Source organism: Streptomyces sp. NPDC096324 (assembly GCF_044763015.1).
Taxonomy (GTDB): Bacteria; Actinomycetota; Actinomycetes; order Streptomycetales; family Streptomycetaceae; genus Streptomyces.
Map to the genome: position 1 here is coordinate 439,129 of NZ_JBIWFK010000007.1, position 21,946 is coordinate 461,074.

20 protein-coding genes are annotated in these 21,946 nt (G+C 71.2%); 15 read left to right on the forward strand and 5 right to left on the reverse strand.

The genetic code is table 11. From position 1 onward, the window contains the following. A partial coding sequence (locus ACIQ7M_RS21810) for a hypothetical protein (protein ID WP_403646701.1) occupies positions 1-206 on the forward strand: 206 nt, incomplete at its 5' end. A 377-nt stretch (positions 207-583) separates the two neighbouring features. Here ACIQ7M_RS21810 and ACIQ7M_RS21815 read toward each other — a convergent pair. Continuing rightward, complete coding sequence (locus tag ACIQ7M_RS21815; RefSeq protein WP_389844272.1) at positions 584-1,060, reverse strand: GNAT family N-acetyltransferase; 477 nt, start codon at positions 1,058-1,060, stop codon at positions 584-586. 116 nt (positions 1,061-1,176) lie between these two features. Between ACIQ7M_RS21815 and ACIQ7M_RS21820 the strand changes: the two genes are divergently transcribed. Continuing rightward, positions 1,177-1,980, forward strand: coding sequence for an exodeoxyribonuclease III (locus tag ACIQ7M_RS21820; protein WP_403646706.1), 804 nt, complete (start codon positions 1,177-1,179; stop codon positions 1,978-1,980). Here ACIQ7M_RS21820 and ACIQ7M_RS21825 read toward each other — a convergent pair. After that, positions 1,968-2,645: a MerR family transcriptional regulator gene (locus ACIQ7M_RS21825; protein WP_386978165.1), complete on the reverse strand. Its 678-nt coding sequence runs from the start codon at positions 2,643-2,645 to the stop codon at positions 1,968-1,970. The genes ACIQ7M_RS21820 and ACIQ7M_RS21825 overlap by 13 nt on opposite strands. A gap of 356 nt (positions 2,646-3,001) precedes the next feature. Between ACIQ7M_RS21825 and ACIQ7M_RS21830 the strand changes: the two genes are divergently transcribed. The 4 genes from ACIQ7M_RS21830 to ACIQ7M_RS21845 all read left to right on the forward strand — a co-directional run bounded on the left by ACIQ7M_RS21830 (position 3,002) and on the right by ACIQ7M_RS21845 (position 6,859). After that, on the forward strand, positions 3,002-4,558 hold the full coding sequence (locus ACIQ7M_RS21830; protein ID WP_403646709.1) for a flavin-containing monooxygenase: 1,557 nt from the start codon (positions 3,002-3,004) through the stop codon (positions 4,556-4,558). Then, the gene (locus ACIQ7M_RS21835) at positions 4,555-5,538 is read left to right on the forward strand and encodes an alpha/beta fold hydrolase (protein WP_403646712.1); all 984 of its coding nucleotides are present in this window, start codon (positions 4,555-4,557) and stop codon (positions 5,536-5,538) included. Before ACIQ7M_RS21830 ends, ACIQ7M_RS21835 begins: the two co-directional genes overlap by 4 nt. Beyond that, positions 5,535-6,419 carry an SDR family oxidoreductase gene (locus tag ACIQ7M_RS21840; protein ID WP_386978123.1) on the forward strand — a complete coding sequence of 295 codons (885 nt, stop codon included), beginning with the start codon at positions 5,535-5,537 and terminating at the stop codon, positions 6,417-6,419. Before ACIQ7M_RS21835 ends, ACIQ7M_RS21840 begins: the two co-directional genes overlap by 4 nt. Positions 6,420-6,643: 224 nt before the next feature. After that, positions 6,644-6,859, forward strand: coding sequence for a hypothetical protein (locus tag ACIQ7M_RS21845; protein WP_355761220.1), 216 nt, complete (start codon positions 6,644-6,646; stop codon positions 6,857-6,859). Positions 6,860-7,143: 284 nt separating this feature from the next. On the opposite strand, the gene ACIQ7M_RS21850 is transcribed toward ACIQ7M_RS21845, so the two are convergent. Next, on the reverse strand, positions 7,144-10,800 hold the full coding sequence (locus ACIQ7M_RS21850; protein ID WP_403646716.1) for a S41 family peptidase: 3,657 nt from the start codon (positions 10,798-10,800) through the stop codon (positions 7,144-7,146). 235 nt (positions 10,801-11,035) lie between these two features. Here ACIQ7M_RS21850 and ACIQ7M_RS21855 point away from each other — a divergent pair, with 235 nt between their 5' ends. Together ACIQ7M_RS21855 and ACIQ7M_RS21860 are read left to right on the forward strand one after the other, a co-directional pair. After that, on the forward strand, positions 11,036-11,626 hold the full coding sequence (locus tag ACIQ7M_RS21855; protein ID WP_386978129.1) for a TetR/AcrR family transcriptional regulator: 591 nt from the start codon (positions 11,036-11,038) through the stop codon (positions 11,624-11,626). 154 nt (positions 11,627-11,780) lie between these two features. After that, a complete protein-coding gene (locus ACIQ7M_RS21860; RefSeq protein WP_403646720.1) occupies positions 11,781-13,997 on the forward strand; it encodes an MMPL family transporter in 2,217 nt (738 codons plus the stop codon). A gap of 104 nt (positions 13,998-14,101) precedes the next feature. Here the strand turns inward: ACIQ7M_RS21860 and ACIQ7M_RS21865 are convergent, their stop codons facing one another. After that, positions 14,102-14,458, reverse strand: a complete 357-nt coding sequence (locus tag ACIQ7M_RS21865; RefSeq protein WP_355761208.1) for an SsgA family sporulation/cell division regulator — start codon at positions 14,456-14,458, stop codon at positions 14,102-14,104. 311 nt (positions 14,459-14,769) lie between these two features. Here ACIQ7M_RS21865 and ACIQ7M_RS21870 point away from each other — a divergent pair, with 311 nt between their 5' ends. The 6 genes from ACIQ7M_RS21870 (at position 14,770) to ACIQ7M_RS21895 (ending at position 19,598) form a co-directional block, all read left to right on the forward strand. Further along, the gene (locus ACIQ7M_RS21870) at positions 14,770-15,816 is read left to right on the forward strand and encodes an energy-coupling factor ABC transporter permease (RefSeq protein WP_403646724.1); all 1,047 of its coding nucleotides are present in this window, start codon (positions 14,770-14,772) and stop codon (positions 15,814-15,816) included. A 1-nt stretch (position 15,817) separates the two neighbouring features. Next, complete coding sequence (gene cbiQ / locus ACIQ7M_RS21875; RefSeq protein WP_403646727.1) at positions 15,818-16,579, forward strand: cobalt ECF transporter T component CbiQ; 762 nt, start codon at positions 15,818-15,820, stop codon at positions 16,577-16,579. Continuing rightward, a complete protein-coding gene (locus tag ACIQ7M_RS21880) occupies positions 16,567-17,334 on the forward strand; it encodes an ABC transporter ATP-binding protein (protein ID WP_355761199.1) in 768 nt (255 codons plus the stop codon). Before cbiQ ends, ACIQ7M_RS21880 begins: the two co-directional genes overlap by 13 nt. Then, positions 17,331-17,804, forward strand: coding sequence for a MarR family transcriptional regulator (locus tag ACIQ7M_RS21885; protein WP_355761196.1), 474 nt, complete (start codon positions 17,331-17,333; stop codon positions 17,802-17,804). Before ACIQ7M_RS21880 ends, ACIQ7M_RS21885 begins: the two co-directional genes overlap by 4 nt. A gap of 161 nt (positions 17,805-17,965) precedes the next feature. Further along, complete coding sequence (locus ACIQ7M_RS21890) at positions 17,966-18,370, forward strand: organic hydroperoxide resistance protein (RefSeq protein ID WP_355761262.1); 405 nt, start codon at positions 17,966-17,968, stop codon at positions 18,368-18,370. 67 nt (positions 18,371-18,437) lie between these two features. After that, positions 18,438-19,598, forward strand: coding sequence for a serine hydrolase domain-containing protein (locus tag ACIQ7M_RS21895; protein WP_403646731.1), 1,161 nt, complete (start codon positions 18,438-18,440; stop codon positions 19,596-19,598). On the opposite strand, the gene ACIQ7M_RS21900 is transcribed toward ACIQ7M_RS21895, so the two are convergent. After that, a complete protein-coding gene (locus tag ACIQ7M_RS21900; RefSeq protein WP_403646734.1) occupies positions 19,588-20,997 on the reverse strand; it encodes a condensation domain-containing protein in 1,410 nt (469 codons plus the stop codon). The genes ACIQ7M_RS21895 and ACIQ7M_RS21900 overlap by 11 nt on opposite strands. A gap of 238 nt (positions 20,998-21,235) precedes the next feature. On the opposite strand from ACIQ7M_RS21900, the gene ACIQ7M_RS21905 reads away from it, so the two are divergent. Next, a complete protein-coding gene (locus tag ACIQ7M_RS21905; RefSeq protein WP_403646737.1) occupies positions 21,236-21,937 on the forward strand; it encodes a chaplin in 702 nt (233 codons plus the stop codon). Positions 21,938-21,946 lie beyond the last annotated feature (9 nt).

Consider the following 21,946-nt stretch of genomic DNA (forward strand, 5'->3'; position numbering starts at 1 on the left):
ACTTCCGGTCCGTCATGGCGGAGGCCGTGCGGTCGAGGAACAACGTGCGGTCCCTCATGGCCGAGGCGGCGAGGCCGAACTACGACTTCCGGTCCGTCATGGCGGAGGCCGTGCGGTCGAGGAACAACGTGCGGTCCCTCATGGCCGAGGCGGCGAGGCCGAACTACGACTTCCGGTCCGCGATCGAGAAGGCCAACGACGACTGAACGCGGCGGTCTAACGGCGGAGTGTCGGAACCCCGCCGAAATGGTTGCTGTACAGCAGCGAGGTACAGCAACCATCCCGACCGGATCCAACCGCCAGCAGTCCCGCATGACCGTCTGACCGGCCGAGCAGACCTCAGTGACCGCCGTGCCCATAGTTCGCATCGAGGGGGTCTGGGGTTCAAATCCCCACAGGTCCACCGCAGCAAAGAGGCCCGTTCCCATCCGTGGGAGCGGGCCTCTTGCCATGCCCGGAAACCGGCGGCAACTCCCGCCGGTGGCCCCGGGGCTGGCGGTCCTTCGGACGGCGCCCCCGCGGGCGGGCGGATGCCAGGGCGGCGGCCGGTCCGGGTATCGCCGGACGGACACCGCCCTGGTGTCTAGAGGGCCTTGGCGTAGCAGAGGCTCAGTTCGTGGAAGCGGTAGTAGCCGAACTTGGCGCACGGCTCGTAGCCGCTCGACGCGTAGAGGGCGACCGCCTCGGGCTGCTTGGATCCGGTCTCCAGGACCATGCGGGTGCGGCCCGCCGTGCGGGCGTCCTCCTCCAGGGCGGCCAGCATGCGCCGGGCGAGGCCGAGACCGCGGGCCTCGGGGATCACGTACATGCGCTTGAGCTCGGCGTCCCCGTCCGCGTAGCCCTCGTCGTTCGCGTCCTGGGTGCGCCAGCCGCCCGTGGCCACCGGACGGTCCCTCTCGTCGTACGCGATCAGATACAGACCGGCCGGCGGGGAGAACATCCGCGGGTCCAGATGCGTGGCGTCGCCGCCGTCGCCGTAGCGGACGGCGTATTCGGCCTGGACCTGGTCGTTGAGCTTCATGGCGTCGGGGTGGTCGAAAGGAACCGGACGGAAATTCATGCGTAATACCGTACATCTATGCGATAGGTGAAGGGGTGGGCGGGTGATGCCCGAGGCCGGCCGCGCCGATAAAGATCGAGTTCCGGACGGCCGCACGGATTAAGTATCGTGCCGGGGTGCTGACTGTGACCTCTGTGAATGTGAACGGGCTCCGGGCCGCCGCGAAGAAGGGTTTCGTGGAGTGGCTCGCGGGGACCTCCGCGGACGTGCTGTGCCTCCAGGAGGTACGGGCGGAGCCCGGGCAGCTTCCCGAGGAGGTGCGCGCGCCCGAGGGCTGGCACGTCGTGCACGCCCCCGCCGCCGCCAAGGGCCGGGCGGGTGTGTCCCTCTACACACGCCGGGAGCCCGACCGCGTCCGGATCGGCTTCGGGTCCGAGGAGTTCGACTCCACCGGGCGCTACGTCGAGGCGGACCTGCCCGGTGTCACCGTCGCGAGCCTCTACCTGCCCTCGGGCGAGGTCGGGACCGACCGGCAGGACGAGAAGGTCCGGTTCATGGGCGAGTTCCTGGCCCACCTGAAGGAGCTTCGGGCGCGGGCCGCCGCCGACGGGCGCGAGGTCGTCGTCTGCGGCGACTGGAACATCGCCCACCAGGAGGCCGACCTCAAGAACTGGCGCGCCAACCGGAAGAACTCCGGCTTCCTGCCGGAGGAGCGCGAGTGGCTCGGCCGGGTCCTCGACGCGGAGGACGGCGGCTACGTCGACGTCGTACGCGCCCTGCACCCGGACACGGAGGGTCCGTACACCTGGTGGTCCTACCGGGGGCGGGCCTTCGACAACGATTCAGGTTGGAGGATCGACCTTCAGGTCGCCACGCCGGGGCTCGCGGGCAAGGCGGTCAAGGGGTTCGTGGAGCGCGCGGCGACACACGGGGAGCGCTGGTCCGACCACGCGCCGGTCACGGCGGTCTACGACCTCTGAGCGGCCTCGTCGTCACGGCCCTCGGGCCGGGGGTCCCGCGTGCCCCGGGGGTTCCGTAGCCGGCGGTCCATGGCCATCGACAGTTCCGCTTCCACCACGCTCTTGGCCAGGGGGCGCAGGCGTTGGAGGTCGTCGGGGGTGCGGTCCTCGGTGAGGACCAGGGTGGTGAACAGTTCGGCCAGGGCCTCGGTGTGCTCGCGTACACGGCGGGCCGCCGTCAGGACGTCCGCGAGCGGTATGCCCTCGCGGACCAGGGCGGCCGAGACGTCGAGGAGGCGGCGGCTGATGTGCACGATCTCGCCGCCGTCCGTGCCGAGATAGCCGAGGTCGAGCGCCGCGGCGAGGTTCTCGCCCGTCGCCTGGCCCACGAACACGTCGGCCAGTTCCTCGGGGGAGAGGCGGACCGGGGTCTCCTCGCTGGGCTCGCCGAGCCCGAGCAGTTCGCCGACGTCACGGCCGTGGTCGAAGGCCTCGGCCAGTTCCGCGATGCCGTTCAGGGTGTGACCGCGTTCCAGCAGCGCCGAGATGGTGCGCAGCCGGGCCAGGTGGGTGTCGTCGTACCAGGCGATGCGGCCCTCGCGCCGGGGCGGCGGTATGAGCTTGCGCTCCCGGTAGAAGCGCAGCGTGCGCACGGTGATGCCGGCCTTCTCGGCCAGTTCCTCCATGCGGTACTCGCGGCGGCCGGGTTCCGGTGCGGGGTGGGCGGTGCCGTCGGAAGGTGTGGGGCGGGCGGTGCCGGGTTCCCGTGCGGGGTGGGCGGTGCCGGTGGGCTGCCCCGGGTCGGGTTTCGGGGCTTCGGGCGTCGCGTCCGGCCGGCGTTCGCCGGGCTTCCGCGTCGCCGCGCCCCCTGTCCGCGTCTCCGCGCCGCGCTTTCCTGATCCCTCGGCCACGTCCGCACCCTACGTCGTACCCCCGGTAACTTTCCCGGTCGCGACCCCTACCCATGAGTACGAAGCTGCTCTACCCTCCCGATTGTGCCAGTGTTCACTGGCAGGGTCGCGTGGGCCAGGGAGGCGTCGGGATGACCGAGCACGAGCATGTACGGGTGGCGGTGATCGGGTCCGGGTTCGGGGGGCTGGGCGCCGCCGTACGGCTGCGACGCGAAGGGATCACCGACTTCGTGGTCCTGGAACGGGCCGGCGGCGTCGGCGGCACCTGGCGCGACAACAGCTATCCCGGGTGCGCCTGCGACGTCCCCTCGCACCTGTACTCGTTCTCGTTCGCGCCCAACCCCGAATGGCCGCGCACCTTCTCCGGGCAGGAGCACATCCGCGCGTACCTGGAGCACGTGGCGGACGTCTTCGGGCTCCGGCCGCACCTGCGGTTCAACTCCGAGGTCACGATGATGACCTGGGACACGGACAAGCTCCACTGGCGCATCGAGACCAGCAGCGGAACCCTGACCGCGGACGTCGTGGTGTCCGCGACCGGGCCACTCTCCGACCCCAAGATCCCCTCGGTCCCGGGGATCGACACCTTCACCGGCAAGGTGTTCCACTCGGCCCGCTGGGACCACGACTACGACCTGCGCGGCAAGCGCGTGGCCATGATCGGCACCGGCGCCTCCGCCATCCAGATCGTGCCGGCGATCCAGCCGGACGTCGCCCGGCTGACGCTGTTCCAGCGCACCCCGCCGTGGGTGATGCCCCGGGTCGACCGGGCCATCAGCGGCCCCGAGCGGTGGCTGCACCGGCGGCTTCCCTTCACCGCGCAGGCCCGTCGCGGACTGCTGTGGGGCATTCGGGAACTCCAGGTGCAGGCGTTCACCAAGCGGCCCGACGAACTCGGCCTGGTCGAACGGCTCGCCAAGCGGAACATCTCACGCGCCGTCAAGGACCCGGAGCTGCGCGCGAAGCTGACGCCCGACTACCGGATCGGCTGCAAGCGGATCCTGCTCTCGAACGCCTACTATCCGGCGCTCACCCGGCCCAACGTGGACGTGGTGGCGTCCGGGCTCGCCGAGATCGACGGCTCCACGCTGGTCGCCGCCGACGGCACCAGGGCGGACGTCGACGCGATCGTGTTCGGGACCGGCTTCCACGTCACCGACATGCCGATCGCCGACCGGGTCGTCGGGGCGGACGGAAGGACGCTGGCCGAGGCGTGGAAGGACGGCATGAAGTCGCTGCGCGGCGCCACCGCGGCCGGCTTCCCCAACTGGATGACGATCATCGGACCGAACACCGGGCTCGGGAACTCCTCGATGATCCTGATGATCGAGTCCCAGCTCAACTACATGGCGGACTTCGTACGGCAACTGGGCGTCCTCGGGGGCCGCGTGGCGCTCGACGCCCGCCCCGGCGCCGTGGACGCATGGAACCACCGGGTCCAGGAACGCATGAAGCGCACGGTGTGGAACACGGGCGGCTGCACGAGTTGGTACCTGGACGCCAATGGCGTCAACACGACCGTGTGGCCCGGCACGACGACCGAGTTCCGGGGCGCCACGCGCCGCGTCGACCTGGGGGAGTACGACGTGCTGCGCGCGGCGGAACCCGCACCCGGGGAGACGCCCGCGGCCACGCCCGAGCCGCTCGGGAAGAGCACCCGCACCAAGAAGGTGGAGGCAGGCGCGTGAGCCGACTGACGCATGAGGCACAAGGGGCGTACGCGCCCCCCGTACCGGCGCGGGAACTGATCGCGCACTCCGCGGACGGCGCCCGGCTGCACGTCGAGGTGCACGGACCCGAGGACGCGCCCGCCGTCGTCCTCGCGCACGGCTGGACCTGCTCGACCGCCTTCTGGGCGGCCCAGATCCGGGACCTCGCCGCCGACCACCGCGTCATCGCGTACGACCAGCGCGGGCACGGACGCAGTCCCGCGAGTGACGCGTGCAGCACCGAGGCGCTCGCCGACGACCTGGAGGCGGTGCTCGCGGCCACTCTCGCGCCGGGCGAGAAGGCCGTGCTCGCGGGCCACTCCATGGGCGGGATGACGCTGATGGCGGCCTCGGCGCGGCCGCGGTTCCAGGAGCACGCGGCGGCGGCGCTGCTGTGCAGCACGGGGAGCACGCGCCTCGTGGAGGAGTCGCGGGTGCTGCCGTGGCGCGCCGGGCGGCTCCGGACGCGTCTCACCGGGGCCGTGCTCGGCTCGCGCGCACCACTCGGGCCCGTCACGCCCGTCGCCCGGCGGATCCTCAAGTACGCGACCATGGGCCCCGGTTCGTCGCCCGCGATGGTGGAGGCCTGCGCGCGGATCGTGCACGCCTGTCCGCGGGGTGTGCGCCACGCCTGGTCGGCTGTGCTCTCCACCCTCGATCTCGACGCGGGAGTGCGGGAGTTGAGGGTGCCGACCGCGGTGATCGCGGGCAGCGTGGACCGGATGACACCGGTCGTGCACGCCCGCGCCCTCGTGGCGGCGCTGCCCAACTGTGTCGGCAGCACCGAACTGCCGGGCCTCGGGCACATGACGCCGGTGGAGGCGCCGGAACTGGTGACCGCCCGGATCAGGGAACTCGTCGCCACGTACGCCGTGGAGACCGTGCGAGCCGAACAGACCGAGCGAATCGCGGAGACCACGGGAATCGCGGAGACCGTAGAGATCAAGGAGGGCGCATGAGCAAGGTGAGCCTGGAAGGGCAGGTCGCCGTCGTCACGGGGGCCGCACGCGGTGTCGGCGAACTCCTCGCCCGCAAACTCTCCGCGCGCGGGGCGAAGGTCGCGCTGGTCGGACTGGAGGCCGACGAGCTGAAGGCGGTCTCCGAGCGGCTGCGCGGCGAGAGCGACCACTGGTACGCCGACGTCACCGACCACGAGGCGATGGCGCGGGTGGCCCGGGAGGTCGAGCAGCGGTTCGGGAAGGTGGACATCGTCGTCGCGAACGCCGGTGTCGCGAGCGGCGGGCCCTTCGTGGACTCCGACCCCGTCGCCTGGCGGCGGGTGATCGAGGTGAACCTGATCGGATCGGCCGTCACCGCGCGGGCGTTCCTGCCGGCGCTGATGGCGAGCCGTGGCTATCTGCTCCAGATCGCGTCGCTGGCCGCGATGACCCCAGCCCCCATGATGTCGGCCTACTGCGCCTCCAAGTCCGGTGTGGAGGCGTACGCGCACAGTCTGCGCGCCGAGGTCGGCCACAAGGGCGTCCGTGTCGGTGTCGGGTATCTGTCCTGGACGGACACCGACATGGTGCGCGGAGCCGATCAGGACGACGTGATGCGGGAGTTGCGGCAAAGGCTGCCGTGGCCGTCCAACAAGACCTATCCGCTGGGGCCGGCCGTCGACCGGATCGTGGCGGGCATCGAGCGCCGCTCCAGCCATGTGTACGCGCAGTGGTGGCTGCGCGGGATGCAGGGCGTCCGGGGGTACCTGCCCGGTGTCATCGGGTCGGTCGGACAGCGCGAGATGCGGCGGTTCGAACCGCGCCTCGGCGCGGTGCGGACCGGGCTGGTCGGGGCCGGCGGGGCGGCCGACGAGCAGGAGCGGAAGTCGACGGCTCCCTGAGGCATCCCGGAGGCGTTCCGGAGATGTTCCGGCGGCCCGCCGAGGGCTCGCACGGCGCTTCCGGGATGCCTCCGGAACACGTCCCACCGGCGTGTCTCACGGTGAGTGACTGACCGAAATGCGTGCTGTGTTCCTGCGTGTCAGTCTGGTCGAGGCCCGGACCTCCCCCACTCCCAGGGGGAGATCGAGGGCCGAACCCCTCACCCGCAACAGGAGTGAATCTCATGAGCATGCAGGACCAGTTCAAGGACAAGGCCGAGCGGATGAAGCAGCAGGGCAAGCAGGCCAAGACGAAGACGCGCCCCGAAGGCCGCCACCCCGAAGGCCGCCAGGACGAGGCGAGCCGCCGTGCCCCGGCCGGCCGTGAAGGCGCGAAGCCGGAGCCGGAGCGTGCTCAGCGGGAGGCCCAGGACCGCTTCGACCAGGACTACGACGTCTGATCGAAGCACCTGCCAGGCCTGCTCGGCCTGAATGAACGGGGCGCCCTCCTCTTGGAGGGCGCCCTGTTCGCGTGCCCGGCTTTCATGTTCGGTTTTCATGCCCGGTCCGGATTCCGTGTCCGGTCTTCGTGTCCGGTTTTCGTGTCCGGACGGGCCGGGTTGGGCCGGGCTGGGCTGGGTTGGACCGGGCTGGACCGGGTTGCACCGGGTTGGACCGATTCAACTCGGTTGACCCGGGGGCCGGTTCGCCGCCCCGGGCGGGTCGGTGTCGGGTCGGTGTCGGGTCAGTCCGGTCTAGGGGGGAGCTTCGGCCGGCGCCGGTCGGGCACGTCCGAGTGGTCCGGCGGCGAGGCCGCGGGGTGGGTGCGCAACAGGTCGAGGGAGAGCTGGATGGCGTCGTCCAACTGGGCGTGACGGCCCTCCGCCCAGTCGAGCGGGGTGCGCAGGATCTCCAAGTCCGGTGCCACGCCGTGGTTCTCGACGGACCAGCCGTACGCGTCGAACCAGGCGGCGTTCATCGGCACCGTGATGACCGTGCCGTCGCCGAGGCGGTGGCGGCCGGTCATGCCGACGACGCCGCCCCAGGTGCGCTGCCCCACGACCGGGCCCAGCTTCAGCAGTTTGAAGGCGGCGGTGATCATGTCGCCGTCGGACGACGTCGCCTCGTCGGCCAGCGCCACCACCGGGCCGCGCGGGGCGTTGGAGGCGTACGACACCGGCTGGGCGTCACGGGTGAGGTCCCAGCCGAGAATCGTGCGGGTCAGCTTCTCGACGACGAGTTCGCTGATGTGGCCGCCCGCGTTGCCCCGCACGTCGACGATGAGGGCCGGGCGCGAGACCTCCATCCGCAGGTCACGGTTGAACTGGGCCCAGCCGGAGCCGCCCATGTCCGGGATGTGCAGATAGCCGCAGTGGCCGCCGCTCAACTCCCGTACCACCTGGCGTCGTTTGGCCACCCAGTCCTGGTAGCGCAGGGGGCGTTCGTCGATCAGCGGGACCACGGCCACCCGGCGGGAGCGGCCCTCGCCCTCCGCCGGGGTGAAGGTCAGCTCCACCGTCGTGCCGCCCGCGCCCGCGAGCAGCGGATACGGTCCGGTGACCGGGTTCACCGGGCGTCCGTCGACGTGGGTGAGGACCGCGCCCTCGCGGATGCCGGCACCGGCCAGCGGTGAACGCGCCTTGGAGTCGGAGGAGTCGCCGGGCAGGATGCGCTTGAGCATCCATTTCCCTTCACGGCAGACGAAGTTGGCGCCCAGCAGGCCCTGCCAGCGCTGGTAGTGGGGCGGGCCCTCGTTGCGGCGCGCCGGACTCACGTACGCGTGTGAGGTGCCCAGTTCGCCGAGCACCTCGCGCAGCAGGTCCGCGAACTCGTCCGGGGAGGAGACCCGTTCGACCAGGGGACGGTACTGCTCCAGGATCGCGGCCCAGTCGATGCCGCACATGTCCGGGTCCCAGTAGTAGGCCCGGATGATGCGGCCCGCCTCCGCGTACGCCTGGCGCCACTCGGCGCACGGGTTCACCTCGTGCAGGATGCGGCGCAGATCGATCCAGACGGTGGAGTCGCTGTCGCCGGACTCGGTGGACGGGACGGCGCGCAGGTCTCCCTCGTCGACGACGACCAGCCGGGAGCCGTCGCCGCTCACGGCGAACCAGTCCAGGTGGTCGACGAGTTCGGACTTCTTCGCCTTGGTGATGTTGAAGAACTCCAGGGTCGGCCGGCCGGTCGTGTCGTCGGGGTTGGCGAACGTCTCGCCCAGCGCGCCGGAGATCGGCCAGCGCAGCCAGACCAGGCCGCCGCCCGCGACCGGGTGCAGCGCCGAGTACTTGGAGGCGGTGACCGGGAAGGGCGTCACCCGGCTCTCCAGGCCTTCGAGCTCGACGGTCGTCGCGGTGCCGTCGCCGGACCCGTCCTCGACCGGGTCGAGCCCCCCGGCGACGGGCCGCCCGTCGGGGTTCAGCGCGAACGGGGAAGGGGTGGCGGAGGACAGGGGGACGAGGTAGGGGCGGCAGCCGAGGGGGAAGGACAGGTCGCCGGTGTGCACGTCGTACACAGGGTCGAAGCCGCGCCAGGACAGGAAGGCGAGGTAGCGGCCGTCGCGCGTGAACACCGGATTCTCGTCCTCGAAGCGGCCGTTGGTGACGTCGACGACGAGCCGGTCCTTTATGCGGGCCATCTTGATCTGTCGCAGGGAACGTCCGATCCCGGGATGCGACCAGGTCAGCCAGGCGCCGTCCGGTGAGAAGGCGAGGTCCGTCACCGGCCCGTTGATGGACCGGATGAGCTCGGTGACCTCACCCGCCCCGCTCGCCGGGGCACCCCCGGATTCCACCCGGGCCCCGTTCCCGTCCGTGTCCCCGGCTTCCGTCGCTTCCCCTGCCCCGACCCCTGTCTCTGCTCCGGCCCCGGTCCCGTCCCCGGCTTCCGTCGCGTCCTCGGACTCGGCCCGCGAGCCATCGCCGGACTCGCCGGACTCGCCGGACTCGCCGGACTCGCCGGACTCGCCGGACCCACTGGACCTGCCAGACCCGGCAGCCCCGCTCGACCCAACCGACCCTTCAGCCGCCTCAGCCTCCCCACCTTCCTTGGCCTCATCAGCCTCCCCGGATTCCTCGACCCCCTCGGCCCCTTCAGTCCCATCGACCTCGTCGAGCTCCCCCAGCCCGCCCAGCTCGGCACCCTCCCCCGGTTCCTCCGTGGCGTCGAGCAGCAGCAGGCGACCGTCGTTCGAGGCGATGGCGAGGCGTTCGCCCTGCGGGTCCGACACCAGTTCCTGTACGCGCCCCAGCCGGCCGGAGGCGAGGCGGCGCGGCTCGCGGGCGCCGGTCGCGCGCGGCAGGTAGGCGATCTCGACGGCGTCCTCGCCCTCCGCGTCGGTGACGTAGGCGACCTGGCCGCCCGAGCCGAGCATCTCCGGCAGCCGGACCCGTACGCCCGGGGTGTCCGTGATGGTGCGCGCGGGCCCGTCGCGATGGGTGAGCCAGTACAGGCTGCCGCGTACGACGACGGCGCTGGCCCGGCCCGTCTCGTCCACGGAGATGCTGTCCACGTGCTGCGCGGCCGGCACCGGGTACGTACGCCGTCCGGCGCGCGGACCGCCCAGCAGGACGTCGAGGCGGCGGGGCATCGACTCGGGGGAGAGGTTGTCGACGATCCACAGATCGCCCGCGCACTGGTAGACGATCCGGGTGCCGTCCGAGGAGGCGTGGCGGGCGTAGAAGGCGTCGTGATCGGTGTGGCGGCGCAGGTCGGAGCCCTCGTACGTGCACGAGTAGAGGTTGCCGACGCCCTCGTGGTCGGAGAGGAACGCGATCCGTCCGTCGACGAACATCGGGCAGGCGAGATGGCCGCCGAGTTCGGCGACGAGCTGTCTGCCGTGCAGCCAGATACGGCCCATGGCCCCGCCCCGGTAGCGCTTCCAGGCGGCCGGTTCGTGCGGCGGGGTGCCCGTGAGCAGCAGGGTCTTCCGCTCACCCGCGATGTCGGCGACGCCGATGTCCGAGACCGGGCCCCAGGGCTGTTTGCGGCCGGGGTCGCCGTCGGTGGGCACGGAGTAGGCCCAGGTGAAGTAGGAGAAGGGCTGGCCGTGCGAGGCGACGGCGAGGATGTCGCCCTCGGGGGACCAGCCGCACACCTGGGTGTCGGCGCTGCCCCAGTAGGTGAGCCGGCGGCCGGGTCCGCCGTCCACCGCCGCCAGGTGGATCTCCGGGACGAGGCTCCGCCAGCTCGTGTACGCGATCCGCCGGCCGTCGGGGGAGAAGCGGGGGTGGCCGACCTTCGTCCGGTCGACGGTGAGCCGCCAGGCGCGTCCGCGGCCGTCGAGCGGGGCCAGCCACAGGTCGTCCTCGGTGACGAAGCACAGCCGGTCGCCGCTCAGGTGCGGGAAGCGCAGGTAGCCGGAGGAGTTCTCGTCCGTGGTCGCGTTCTCGTACTCGTCGCTCACCTCCCCATGCTTTTCCGCTGGAGTGGCCCCGGCAACTCGTGGCGCCGGGGGCGCGTTGTGGGACGTGGGCGCGGGCGGGGATACGGGAGGTGTGCGTGGGGCGCGTTCAGGAACGAACGCGCCCCGCCCCGGCGTGACCCAGCACACGTACGAAACGGTTTCGTTTCGCTGGTGTCGGGGGGTATCTTCAGGGACATACGAATCCGTGTCGTTCGAAGCGGGAGAGGTGAGTGGGATGGCTGAAGCCGCAACGGCGCGTCGCAGTCGGATCACGCCCGAGCGTGAGGCCGAGCTGTACAGGGCCGTGCTCGACCTGCTTCGGGAGGTCGGCTACGACGCCCTCACGATGGACGCCGTCGCGGCCCGCACCCGTTCCAGCAAGGCCACCCTCTACCGCCAGTGGGGCGGCAAGGCCGAACTCGTCGTGAAAGCCCTGCGGCACCAGAAGCCGCTGAAGTTCTCCGACCTGGACACCGGGAGCCTGCGGGGCGACTTCCACGCGCTGACCCTCCGGCAGGACGACTGCCAGATGGAGCAGGACTCCGCGCTGATGCGGGGCCTGGCCATGGCGGCGCACTCGAATCCGGATCTGCTGAAGGCGTTCCGGGAATGGCTGATCGAGCCGGAGATGGAAGAGCTGCGCCTGGTCCTCCAGCGCGGTGTCGACCGAGGTGAGATCCGTGCGGACAACCCGGCGATCGAGTACGTGATGCACATGCTCATCGGCGCCTTCGCCGCCCGCACCATGATCGACGAGCTCCCACCGACGCAGGCCTTCCTGCATTCGTATGTCGACGCCGTAGTCCTCCCCGCTCTCGGCGCCTGACGTCCCGCACCCGACCCCGCACCACCCCCTTTCTGCAGATCACTGCAGTCGCACCTGACGCGCCGCTCACGTCGTCGGGCTGATCCCCCCTGCCCCCACACGGGTGATCACACCAGCCCCTGCCCTTCCACGACCTGACCGGGAGTACGCCCTCGTGGCCACGTTCCTCTACAAACTCGGCCGACTCGCCTTCCGGCGTCGGCATTTCGCCGCCCTGATATGGGTGGCCCTGCTGACCCTCGCGGGTGTCGGCGCCGCCTCCGCGCCCGTCGCGGGATCGTCCTCCTTCTCGATCCCGGGCACCGAGGCGCAGAAGGCCTTCGACCTGCTGGAGAGCCGCTTCCCCGGGATGAGCGCCGACGGAGCGACCGCGCGGGTCGTCTTCAAGGCGCCCGCCGGCGAGAAGATGGCGGACAAGGACAACAAGGCGGCGGTCGAGAATGCCGTCAAGGTGCTCGGCACCGGTTCCGAGGTCACCTCCGTCAGCGACCCGTTCAAGACCAGCGCCGTGAGCAAGGACGGCTCGGTCGCCTACGCCTCGGTGAAGTACGAGGTCTCCGGCATGGAGCTGAAGGACGCCTCGAAGGACGCCCTGAAGGCGGCCGCCGAGGACGCGCGGCACTCCGGACTGACCGTCGAGGTGGGCGGTGACGCGCTCCAGGCGACGCCCGAGACCGGTTCCAGCGAGATCATCGGCATCGCGATCGCCGCGGTCGTCCTCGTCATCACCTTCGGTTCCCTGATCGCCGCAGGACTGCCGCTGCTGACCGCGCTGATCGGCGTCGGCATCGGCGTCTCGACGATCACCGCGCTCGCCAGCGCGCTCGACCTCGGCTCCACCACCTCCACCCTCGCGATGATGATCGGCCTCGCGGTCGGCATCGACTACGCCCTCTTCATCGTCTCCCGCTACCGGGCCGAACTGGCCGAGGGCCGCGAACGCGAGGAAGCGGCCGGACGGGCCGTCGGCACGGCGGGTTCGGCCGTGGTCTTCGCCGGACTGACCGTCGTGATCGCGCTGGTCGGACTGTCGGTCGTCAACATCCCGATGCTCACGAAGATGGGTGTCGCCGCGGCGGGCACGGTCGCCGTCGCCGTCCTCATCGCCCTGACCATGATCCCCGCGCTGCTCGGCTACGCGGGCCGCAGGGTCCAGCCGGCCGGCCAGAAGAGCAAGCTGCTGGGCGGCGGCCGTGCCGCCAAGAAGCAGGGCAAGCCCAACATGGGCACGCGCTGGGCGAGCTTCGTCGTCCGCCGCCCGCTCGCGGTGCTGCTGCTCGGCGTGGTCGGCCTCGGCGCCGCCGCGGTTCCGGCTGCCTCGCTCCAGCTCGGCCTGCCCGACGACGGCTCGCAGCCGGTGTCCACCACCCAGCGCCGCGCCTACGACCTGCTCTCCGAGGGCTTCGGGCCCGGCTTCAACGGTCCGCTGATGGTCGTCGTCGACGCGAAGGCGAGCGACGCGCCCAAGACGGTGTTCAGCACCGTGCACGACGAGATCAAGGACCTCAAGGGTGTCGTGAGCGTGAGCCCGGCGGCCCCCAACAAGGCCGGGGACACCGCGATGATCACGGTGATCGCCGACTCGAAGCCGTCCTCCGTCACGACCGAGGACCTGGTCCACAAGATTCGCGGCACGGGTGCCGACATCAAGGCCGAGACGGACGCGACCGTGCTCGTCACCGGCTCCACGGCCATGAACATCGACTTCTCGCAGAAGCTGAACGACGCGCTGATCCCGTATCTCGCGCTCGTGGTCGGTCTCGCCTTCCTGCTGCTGATCGTGGTGTTCCGCTCGATCCTCGTTCCGCTGAAGGCGGCCCTCGGCTTCCTGCTCAGCGTGATGGCGGCCCTCGGCGCGGTCGTCGCGGTGTTCCAGTGGGGGTGGCTGTCCAGCCTGATGGGCGTCGAGGAGACCGGCCCGATCATGTCGATGATGCCGATCTTCATGGTGGGCGTGGTCTTCGGTCTCGCCATGGACTACGAGGTGTTCCTCGTGACGCGCATGCGGGAGGCCTTCGTCCACGGTGAGAAGCCCGGCCAGGCGATCGTCACCGGGTTCAAGCACGGCGCGCGGGTCGTCACGGCCGCCGCCGTCATCATGATCGCCGTGTTCTCCGGGTTCATCGGCTCCAGCGAGTCGATGATCAAGATGATCGGCTTCGGTCTCGCCATCGCCGTCTTCTTCGACGCGTTCATCGTCCGGATGGCACTCGTCCCCGCGGTGCTCGCGCTGCTCGGCAAGCGGGCCTGGTGGCTGCCGAAGTGGCTGGACCGCGTGCTGCCGAACGTCGATGTCGAGGGCGAGGGCCTGCGGGCGCTCGAGGAGAAGCCGCGCGACGGGGACCACGACCGCAAGCTGGTCGGCGTCTGACCCTCGGCTCCCGCGGTCCGACCCCGGGGCCCCCGCGGCCGGACCGTTCACGGGAGAGACCTCGCCGACGCCTCGGCGAGGTCTCTCCCGTACGGGCCGTTCCTCTAGTGCGCCACGGGCGTGGCGGCCATGTACGTACGGCGGAGGAACCGCATGAGCGCCTTCGTGTCGAGCTGGACGACCGCCACCCCGTGCTCCGAGTGGAACTCCAGGACGGCCTGGACGCGGCCGCACGGCCAGATGCGGACCTCGCCGCTGTCGACGGGGACACGCAGACCCCGCTCCAGGAGGTCGCGTTCGAACGTCCACTCGTGCGGGCCGGGCAGTGTGACGCACACCCGGCCGGGATCCGCCTCCGGGTCGTACCGCAGGGCCACCGGGACGGCCCGGTGTTCGTCATCGAGGGAGTCGGCGGTGTCCGTCACGATATGAGCACGGGCGTACTGTTCGACGGCGTGCATGAACCGACTCCTTACGCTGCGTCACCTATGTGGAAGATGTGAATTCCGTCACCCTTCCAATGTCGCACATCTCGCGGAAACCGCTCTCCGGCTGTCCGTGACCCTCCCTCAGGGGACGCCTGCCCACTCGTCGCGCTTACATGTGTGCGCGGGCCACATCCGCCCCGGGCGGCCGGGCTTTCGGTGCCGGTGAACCGTTCCCGCGCGCCCGCCCCCTGCCGGCGAACTGCTCCCGTACGCCTGCCTGTCGCATGTTGTTCGCGTGTCCGCGCTCTTGCAAGTCATTCGCAACAAGGCACTATCATCGGACGGTGCACGTACCTGACGGATTCATCAATGCCCCGGTCTCCGCGGTCACCGGCGTGGTCGCCGCAGGCGCCGTCGCCGTGAGCCTGCGGGGTGCCCGCCGTGAACTCGACGAACGGACCGCGCCGCTCGCCGGCCTCGTCGCCGCGTTCATCTTCGCCGTGCAGATGCTGAACTTCCCGGTCGCCGCCGGGACCAGCGGACATCTGCTCGGCGGCGCCCTGGCCGCGATCCTCGTCGGACCCTTCACGGGCGTCCTGTGCGTCTCCGTGGTCCTGCTCATGCAGGGCATCCTCTTCGCCGACGGCGGGCTCACCGCGCTCGGCGTGAACATCACCGACATGGCGATCGTCACCACGGTCGTCGCGTACGCCGTCTTCCGCGGCCTGGTGAAGGTGCTGCCCCGCACGCGGCGCTCGGTCACCGTCGCCTCCTTCGTCGCCGCGCTGCTCTCCGTCCCGGCCGCCGCCGTCGCCTTCACCCTCATCTACGCGATCGGCGGCACCACCGACATCGCGCTCTCCAAGGTCGCCACGGCCATGGTCGGCGTCCACGTCCTCATCGGCATCGGCGAGGCGGTGATCACGGCGCTCACCGTCGGCGCCGTCATCGCCGTGCGGCCCGACCTCGTGTACGGCGCCCGCGGCCTCCAGCGGCGCCTCAAGCTGCGGGTGAACGGGGAACTCGTCGACACGCCCTCGACCGCCCCCGTCGCGGCCGGCTCCTCGCACCGGAAGGTGTGGATCACCGGCCTGGTCACCTCCCTCGTCCTCGCCGGGTTCGTCAGCTTCTACGCCTCCGCGAGCCCCGACGGCCTGGAGAAGGTCGCCAAGGACAAGGGCATCGACGCGAAGGCCGAGGCCCATGCCTCGGACGGCTCGCCGCTCGCCGGATACGGCGTCAAGGACGTCTCCGACGCCCGCCTCTCCGGCGGTCTCGCCGGGGTGATCGGCGTCGGCGTCACCGTCGTCGCGGGCAGCGGTGTCTTCTGGGCGGCCCGCAGGCGGCGCCCGGCCGACACCTCGCCCGCCTCCGTCCCGGAAGGCGTCTGAGGTGGGGGCAGGACACGCGCACAAGCTGTACCGGCACGCGGACTCGCCCGTGCACGCCCTGCCGCCGCACACCAAGCTCGCCGCCACCCTCGCCTTCGTGGTCGTGGTCGTCTCCACCCCGCGCGAGGCGATGTGGGCGTTCGCGCTGTACGCCGTGCTGCTCGCGATCGTCGCCCACCGGGCCCGCGTACCGGCGGGGGTCCTGCTGCGGCGGCTGCTGATCGAGATCCCGTTCGTCGCGTTCGCGGTGCTCATGCCGTTCGTTGCGGAGGGCGACCGGGTGGACGTACTGGGCCTGTCCCTGAGCGTCAACGGCCTGTGGGGCGCCTGGAACGTCCTCGCCAAGGGCACCCTCGGCGTCGCCGCCTCCGTCCTGCTGGCCTCCACGACCGGACTGCGCGAACTGCTCCTCGGCCTGCAACGGCTGAAGCTCCCGCCGCTCCTCGTGCAGATCGCCTCCTTCATGATCCGCTACGGCGACGTCATCACCGACGAGATGCGGCGCATGCGGATCGCGCGGGAGTCGCGCGGCTTCGAGGCGAGCGGAGTGCGGCACTGGGGAGTGCTCGCGAAATCGGCGGGCGCGCTGTTCATCCGCTCCTACGAACGCGGGGAACGCGTGCACCTGGCCATGGTGAGCCGGGGGTACGCCGGTTCCATGCCCGTCATCGACGAGGTGACCGCGTCCCGGGCGCAGTGGTCGTACGCCCTCGCCCTTCCGTCCGCCGCCCTCGTCGTATGCCTGTTGGGATGGACCCTGTGACGCCTGCCGCAACTTCCCTGGAGGTCTCCGGCCTCGCCTTCGCCTACCCGGACGGGCACCAGGCCCTGTTCGGCGTGGACTTCCGGATCGGACGCGGCGAGCGCGTCGCCCTGCTCGGCCCCAACGGCGCCGGCAAGACCACCCTCGTCCTGCACCTCAACGGCATCCTGACCGGCGGCGCCGGAACGGTGACGGTCGCCGGACTCCCGGTCGGCAAGCGGAACATGGCGGAGATCCGGCGCAGGGTCGGCATCGTCTTCCAGGACCCGGACGACCAGCTCTTCATGCCGACCGTGCGCGAGGACGTCGCCTTCGGACCGGCCGCCGCGGGCATGAAGGGCGCCGAGCTGGAGGAACGCGTCCGCACGGCGCTGGAGAGCGTCGGCATGGAGGCCTTCGCCGACCGCCCGCCGCACCACCTGTCCTTCGGGCAGCGGCGCCGGGTCGCCGTCGCGACGGTGCTGGCGATGGAGCCGGAGATCCTCGTCCTCGACGAGCCCTCCTCCAACCTCGATCCCGCCTCCCGGCGTGAACTCGCCGACATCCTGCGCTCGTTGGACGTCACGGTTCTCATGGTCACCCACGACCTGCCGTACGCCCTCGAACTGTGCCCCCGCTCCCTCGTCCTCAGCGACGGCGTGATCGTCGCCGACGGCGCGACCGGTGAGGTCCTGTCCGACGACGAGCTCATGCGCACCCATCGTCTGGAGCTTCCCTTCGGGTTCGACCCGCGCTCCGTGACAATGGGGGCGTGACGAAACAAGAGGACGTCGGGCCGCCGGCCGGGTCGCTGCTGCTCGACGACCAGTTGTGCTTCGCCCTGTACGCCGCCCAGCGGGCCGTGACAGCGGCGTACCGCCCGCTGCTGGACGAGCTCGGCCTCACCTACCCGCAGTACCTCGTCCTGCTGGTCCTGTGGGAGCGCGGCGAGACCACGGTCAAGGAGCTGGGCGCCGCCCTGCACCTCGACTACGGCACGATGTCGCCGCTGCTCAAGCGGCTGGAGTCGGCGGGGTTCGTACGCCGTGAACGCTCGGCGCACGACGAACGCTCGGTGCGTGTCGCCCTCACCGGGCGCGGCGAACTGCTCAGGGAGCGCGCGGAGGACGTGCCGCAGGCGCTGCTCACGGCGACCGGGCTGAGCGAGGGCGACGTCGCGCGCCTGCGCGACGAGCTGCGGCGACTGGCCGAACGCGCGGAGGGCGCGGCGGCGCGCGGGCGCTGACAGTTCGTTGCCACCCGAGGCTTCCCGAGCTCCATACCGACCGGTACCTTGTGCACGATGCATTTGTGCGCGATGCGCCTGTGTGAGCCTGTGTTGCCCACTCCGGGGGAGGTCCTGCCGTGATCGACGGCGCCGTTGTCGACACCCGTCCGACGAAGATCATGTATGTCGCCGAGGCGACCGCGCACGGCGGCCGCAACGGCCATGTGACCAGTCAGGACGGGCACCTCGAACTGAAGGTGGCGATGCCGCCGGCACTGGGCGGCGACGGCAACGGCACGAACCCCGAGCAGCTCTTCGCGGCCGGATTCAGCGCCTGCTTCCACAACGCGCTGGTCATGGTCGGCCGCCGCGCCGGCCTCGACCTCTCCGGCTCCACCGTCGCGGCCAAGGTCGGCATCGGCCCCAACAAACAGCGCGGCTACGGACTCGCCGTCGCCCTGAGCGTCTCGCTCCCCGTCCTCGACGAGGACGTGGCGGCGAAGCTCGTGGACGCGGCCCACGAGGTCTGCCCCTACTCGAACGCCACCCGCGGCAACATCGAGGTCACGATCGTGCTGGGCTAGGAATCGAAGGCCGCGGACGCGTGTTGCACTCATTACCGGCAGAGGTGAGGCGACAGGGAGCGCGGGCGTGGACGTGAACGGCACAGTGGCGGAGGGCTTCGAACCGGTCAGGGAGGCGTTCGCGGCCAACTTCGCGACGCTGGGGGACCGGGGTGCCGCCGTCACCGTGTACCGCGACGGACGCAAGGTCGTCGACCTGTGGGGCGGCACCCGTGACGTCGACGGCACCGAGCCCTGGGAGCGGGACACCGCGCAGATCGTGCGCTCCGCGACCAAGGGCGTCGCCGCCGCCGTACTCCTGCTGCTCGCCCAGCGGGGACAGCTCGACCTGGACGCCCCGGTCGCCGCCCACTGGCCCGAGTACAAGGCACAGGGCAAGGAGCACACGCGCGTACGGCATCTGCTCGCGCACCGGGCCGGGGTCCCCGCCGTCGACCGCCCGCTCACTCCCGCCGAGGCCGCCGACCCCGACCTCACGGCCGCGGCCGTGGCCGCCCAGACGCCCGCCTGGGATCCCGGGGCCGAGCACGGGTACCACGCGCAGACCTTCGGCTGGCTGACCGGCGAGCTGGTCCGGCGCGTCACCGGGCGCACGATCGGGCGCTGGATCGCGGAGGAACTGGCCCGGCCCCTGGACCTCGACCTGTGGGTCGGGCTTCCGGAGGCGGTGGCCGGACGGGTGGGCCGGGTCGCGCAGACCGAGGCGCCGGCCACGCCGGGCGGCCTCAGGACGCGCCCCAAGCGGGCCGTCTCCGAGGCCTACGCCGACCCGGGCAGTCTCACCCGCCGCGCCTTCGCCGCGATCACCCCGATGCCCGACGAGAACGATCCCGCCTACCGCGCCGCCGCCCTGCCCGCCTCGAACGGCATCGCCACCGCGGACGGCCTCGCCCGCTTCTACGCCGCGCTGATCGGGGAGGTGGACGGCGTCCGGCTGTTCACCCCGCAGACGCTGTCGGCCGCGCGCTCGGAACAGTCCGCGGGACCCGACCGGGTCCTCGTCGTCACCACCCGCTTCGGCCTCGGCTACATGCTTCACGGCGGAGCGTCGCCGCTGCTCTCCCCGGGCTCCTTCGGCCACCCCGGCCGCGGCGGCGCCCTCGGCTTCGCCGACCCCGAGTCCGGCATCGCCTTCGGCTACGTCACCAACGGCTTCCGCAAGAGCGTGACGGCGGACCCACGGGCCCAGTCCCTGATACGGGCGGTACGCACGGCCATCACCGCGTGACCGCCCCGGCGGTCGCAAGGGCCGCGGGACGAACCGAGACGATCAGCTCTCGGAGCTTCTCGGTATAGAGGCGTACGTTCTTGGAGGCGATGTCGGTGTCCGGGTGGCGGCACGCGATCCACAGCCCCTCGGGCAGCCGGTTGACCCAGGCGCACACCTGATCGCCGTACGACACACGGAGCAGTCCGTACGCCTTCTGTTCGCTCCAGCCCGCCGAACCGGGAATGAGACGGGCGTCCACGTACGAGACGATCGAGTACAAGTCGGGTGACGTGGGGCGGAAGTCCTCGCCCAGGAGGCGCAGCACCCGGGCCAGAGGAATGCGCGCCAGTGACCGATTGGCGTGCAACTGGGCCCGGACCGAGGCGAGCGCTGCGTCGAAGTCCCGTGCCGCGGGCACTTCGATCGGCGCGCCGCCGACGTACCAGCCCACGGAGTCCGACCACGCGGACTTCAGCCGGGTGTGGAACGGCACGACCGTGCGGTAGACCGGTCGCCCACCCAGTTCGTGGACGATCAGACTGGTCGCGGCCAGGACGCCCACCAGGCTGCCGCCGTAGGGCCGGCAGTACGCCTCGAACGCCGCGGCCGCGTCCGCGTCGACGAGCGGCTCACGCATGAGCTTCTGGACGGGCAGCGCGTCGCCGGGCCGCAGGCCCAGATCGACGGGGAACTCCGGAAGCCTTCCGTCGCACCGGCCGATGAACTCCCGCCAGCGCGCGACGATCGCGTGTGTGTCGTCGATGGCGTTCGCGTTCGCCCGTTCCTGCTCGCAGAAGTCCACATAGCTCGCGACCGGTGTGGCGGTGAGGGGCTGCCCCGCCACCTGCGCCGAGTACAACTCCCGCACCTCGTACGGGATGCGCTGCAGCGAGTAGGCGTCGACGTTGGTGTGGTCGAACGCCAGGTACACGCTGGTGGAGTCCTCGCGGACGACCGCCGCGTAGAGGAGATTGGGCCAGTCGAGAGCGTCCGCCGCTTCGTCGAAACGGTCTTGCAGATGCCCGGCCAGCAGGTCCGCGTCGGTGAAGTCGCCCACCACTTCGCGATGGAGCGTGACATCGTCCGGGTCGAGAGTGAACCGGTGCATCTCGTCGCCCACCCACCTGAACCCGCTGCGCAGCGTCTCGTGGCGCAGGGTCCAGCCGCGCAAGGCCTGTTCCAGCATGTCGAGGTCCACCTGGCCGGGCAGGTCGAAAGCCGCACCGAGCCAGGTCGGCACGAACAGGCCCCCCTCGCGCACCGACCGCGCCGTTCTGATGTGGGACTCCTGGATGTACGCCGGCGGCCGCGGATCCGTCGGCAGCACCGTCGCGGCCGCGATGGTCGCGGGGCTGAACCCCCACTCCACAAGCCGCCCAGGCCGGACCTCGCAGCGCTGAATGTCAGAAATTCGCACGGTGGCGTCTCCTCGTCGGAAAACTCAGGCCTGATCACCGTGGAGTCGCGTGCGAGCGCCGTCTGCCGTTTCGCCTGCAAATCAGCAGAAGGTGTGGCACGTCGAACGGTGAAGCGACCCATCCCTTTTGGGCCAGTGCGGAAACCTGGAAGGGCGGTACGCCATAACCCGGTTGCCGTTTCGGCGTTTGCAGATGTGCGGGTGAGTGCCCGCGGTGATGCCCAGGAGGTATGGATCCATGAGACGCGCCACCCGAAACCGTGTGCTCGCCGTTGCCACCGCGTCCGGCGCGATGGCCGTGGCCCTTCCCACGTCCGCCGTCTTCGCGGCCGGCGGTGCCGACGCCGATGCCACGGCGGCCGGTTCGCCCGGCGTGCTCTCCGGGAACACCCTCCAGGTTCCGTTGTCCGCGGCGGTGAACCTGTGCGGCAACACGGTGGACGTCGTGGGGCTGCTCAACCCGGCCGTGGGCAACGTGTGCGAGAACAAGGACACGGCCGAGGCCGGCCGTGCGGAGTCCGACGGCGGATCGGACACGTCGGGCGGAGCCTCGGCGGACAGCCGCGTCACGGACTCGCCCGGGCTGATCTCGGGCAACGGTGTGCAGCTCCCGATCGATCTGCCGGTGAACGTCTCCGGGAACAGCGTCAACGCGGTCGGCGTGGGCAACCCGGCGATCGGCAACCACTCGGTCAACGGCGGTGAGCACGCTCACCCGCACGTCGACCGGACAACTCCGGCCCCCGAGCCCTCGGTCGCGACGCCCCCGGCGTCGCGACCCCAGGCCCCCCGGCATCAGGCCGTTCCGGACACCCCGGACGCGGCGACGTCCACGCTGGCCCGCACAGGAGCGGATCTGGCCGGCCCGGCCCTCGCCGGCGGCGCCGTGTCCGTCCTCGCGGGTGCGGTCCTGTACCGGCGCTTCCGTCCGACTCGCTGACCTGCCTGC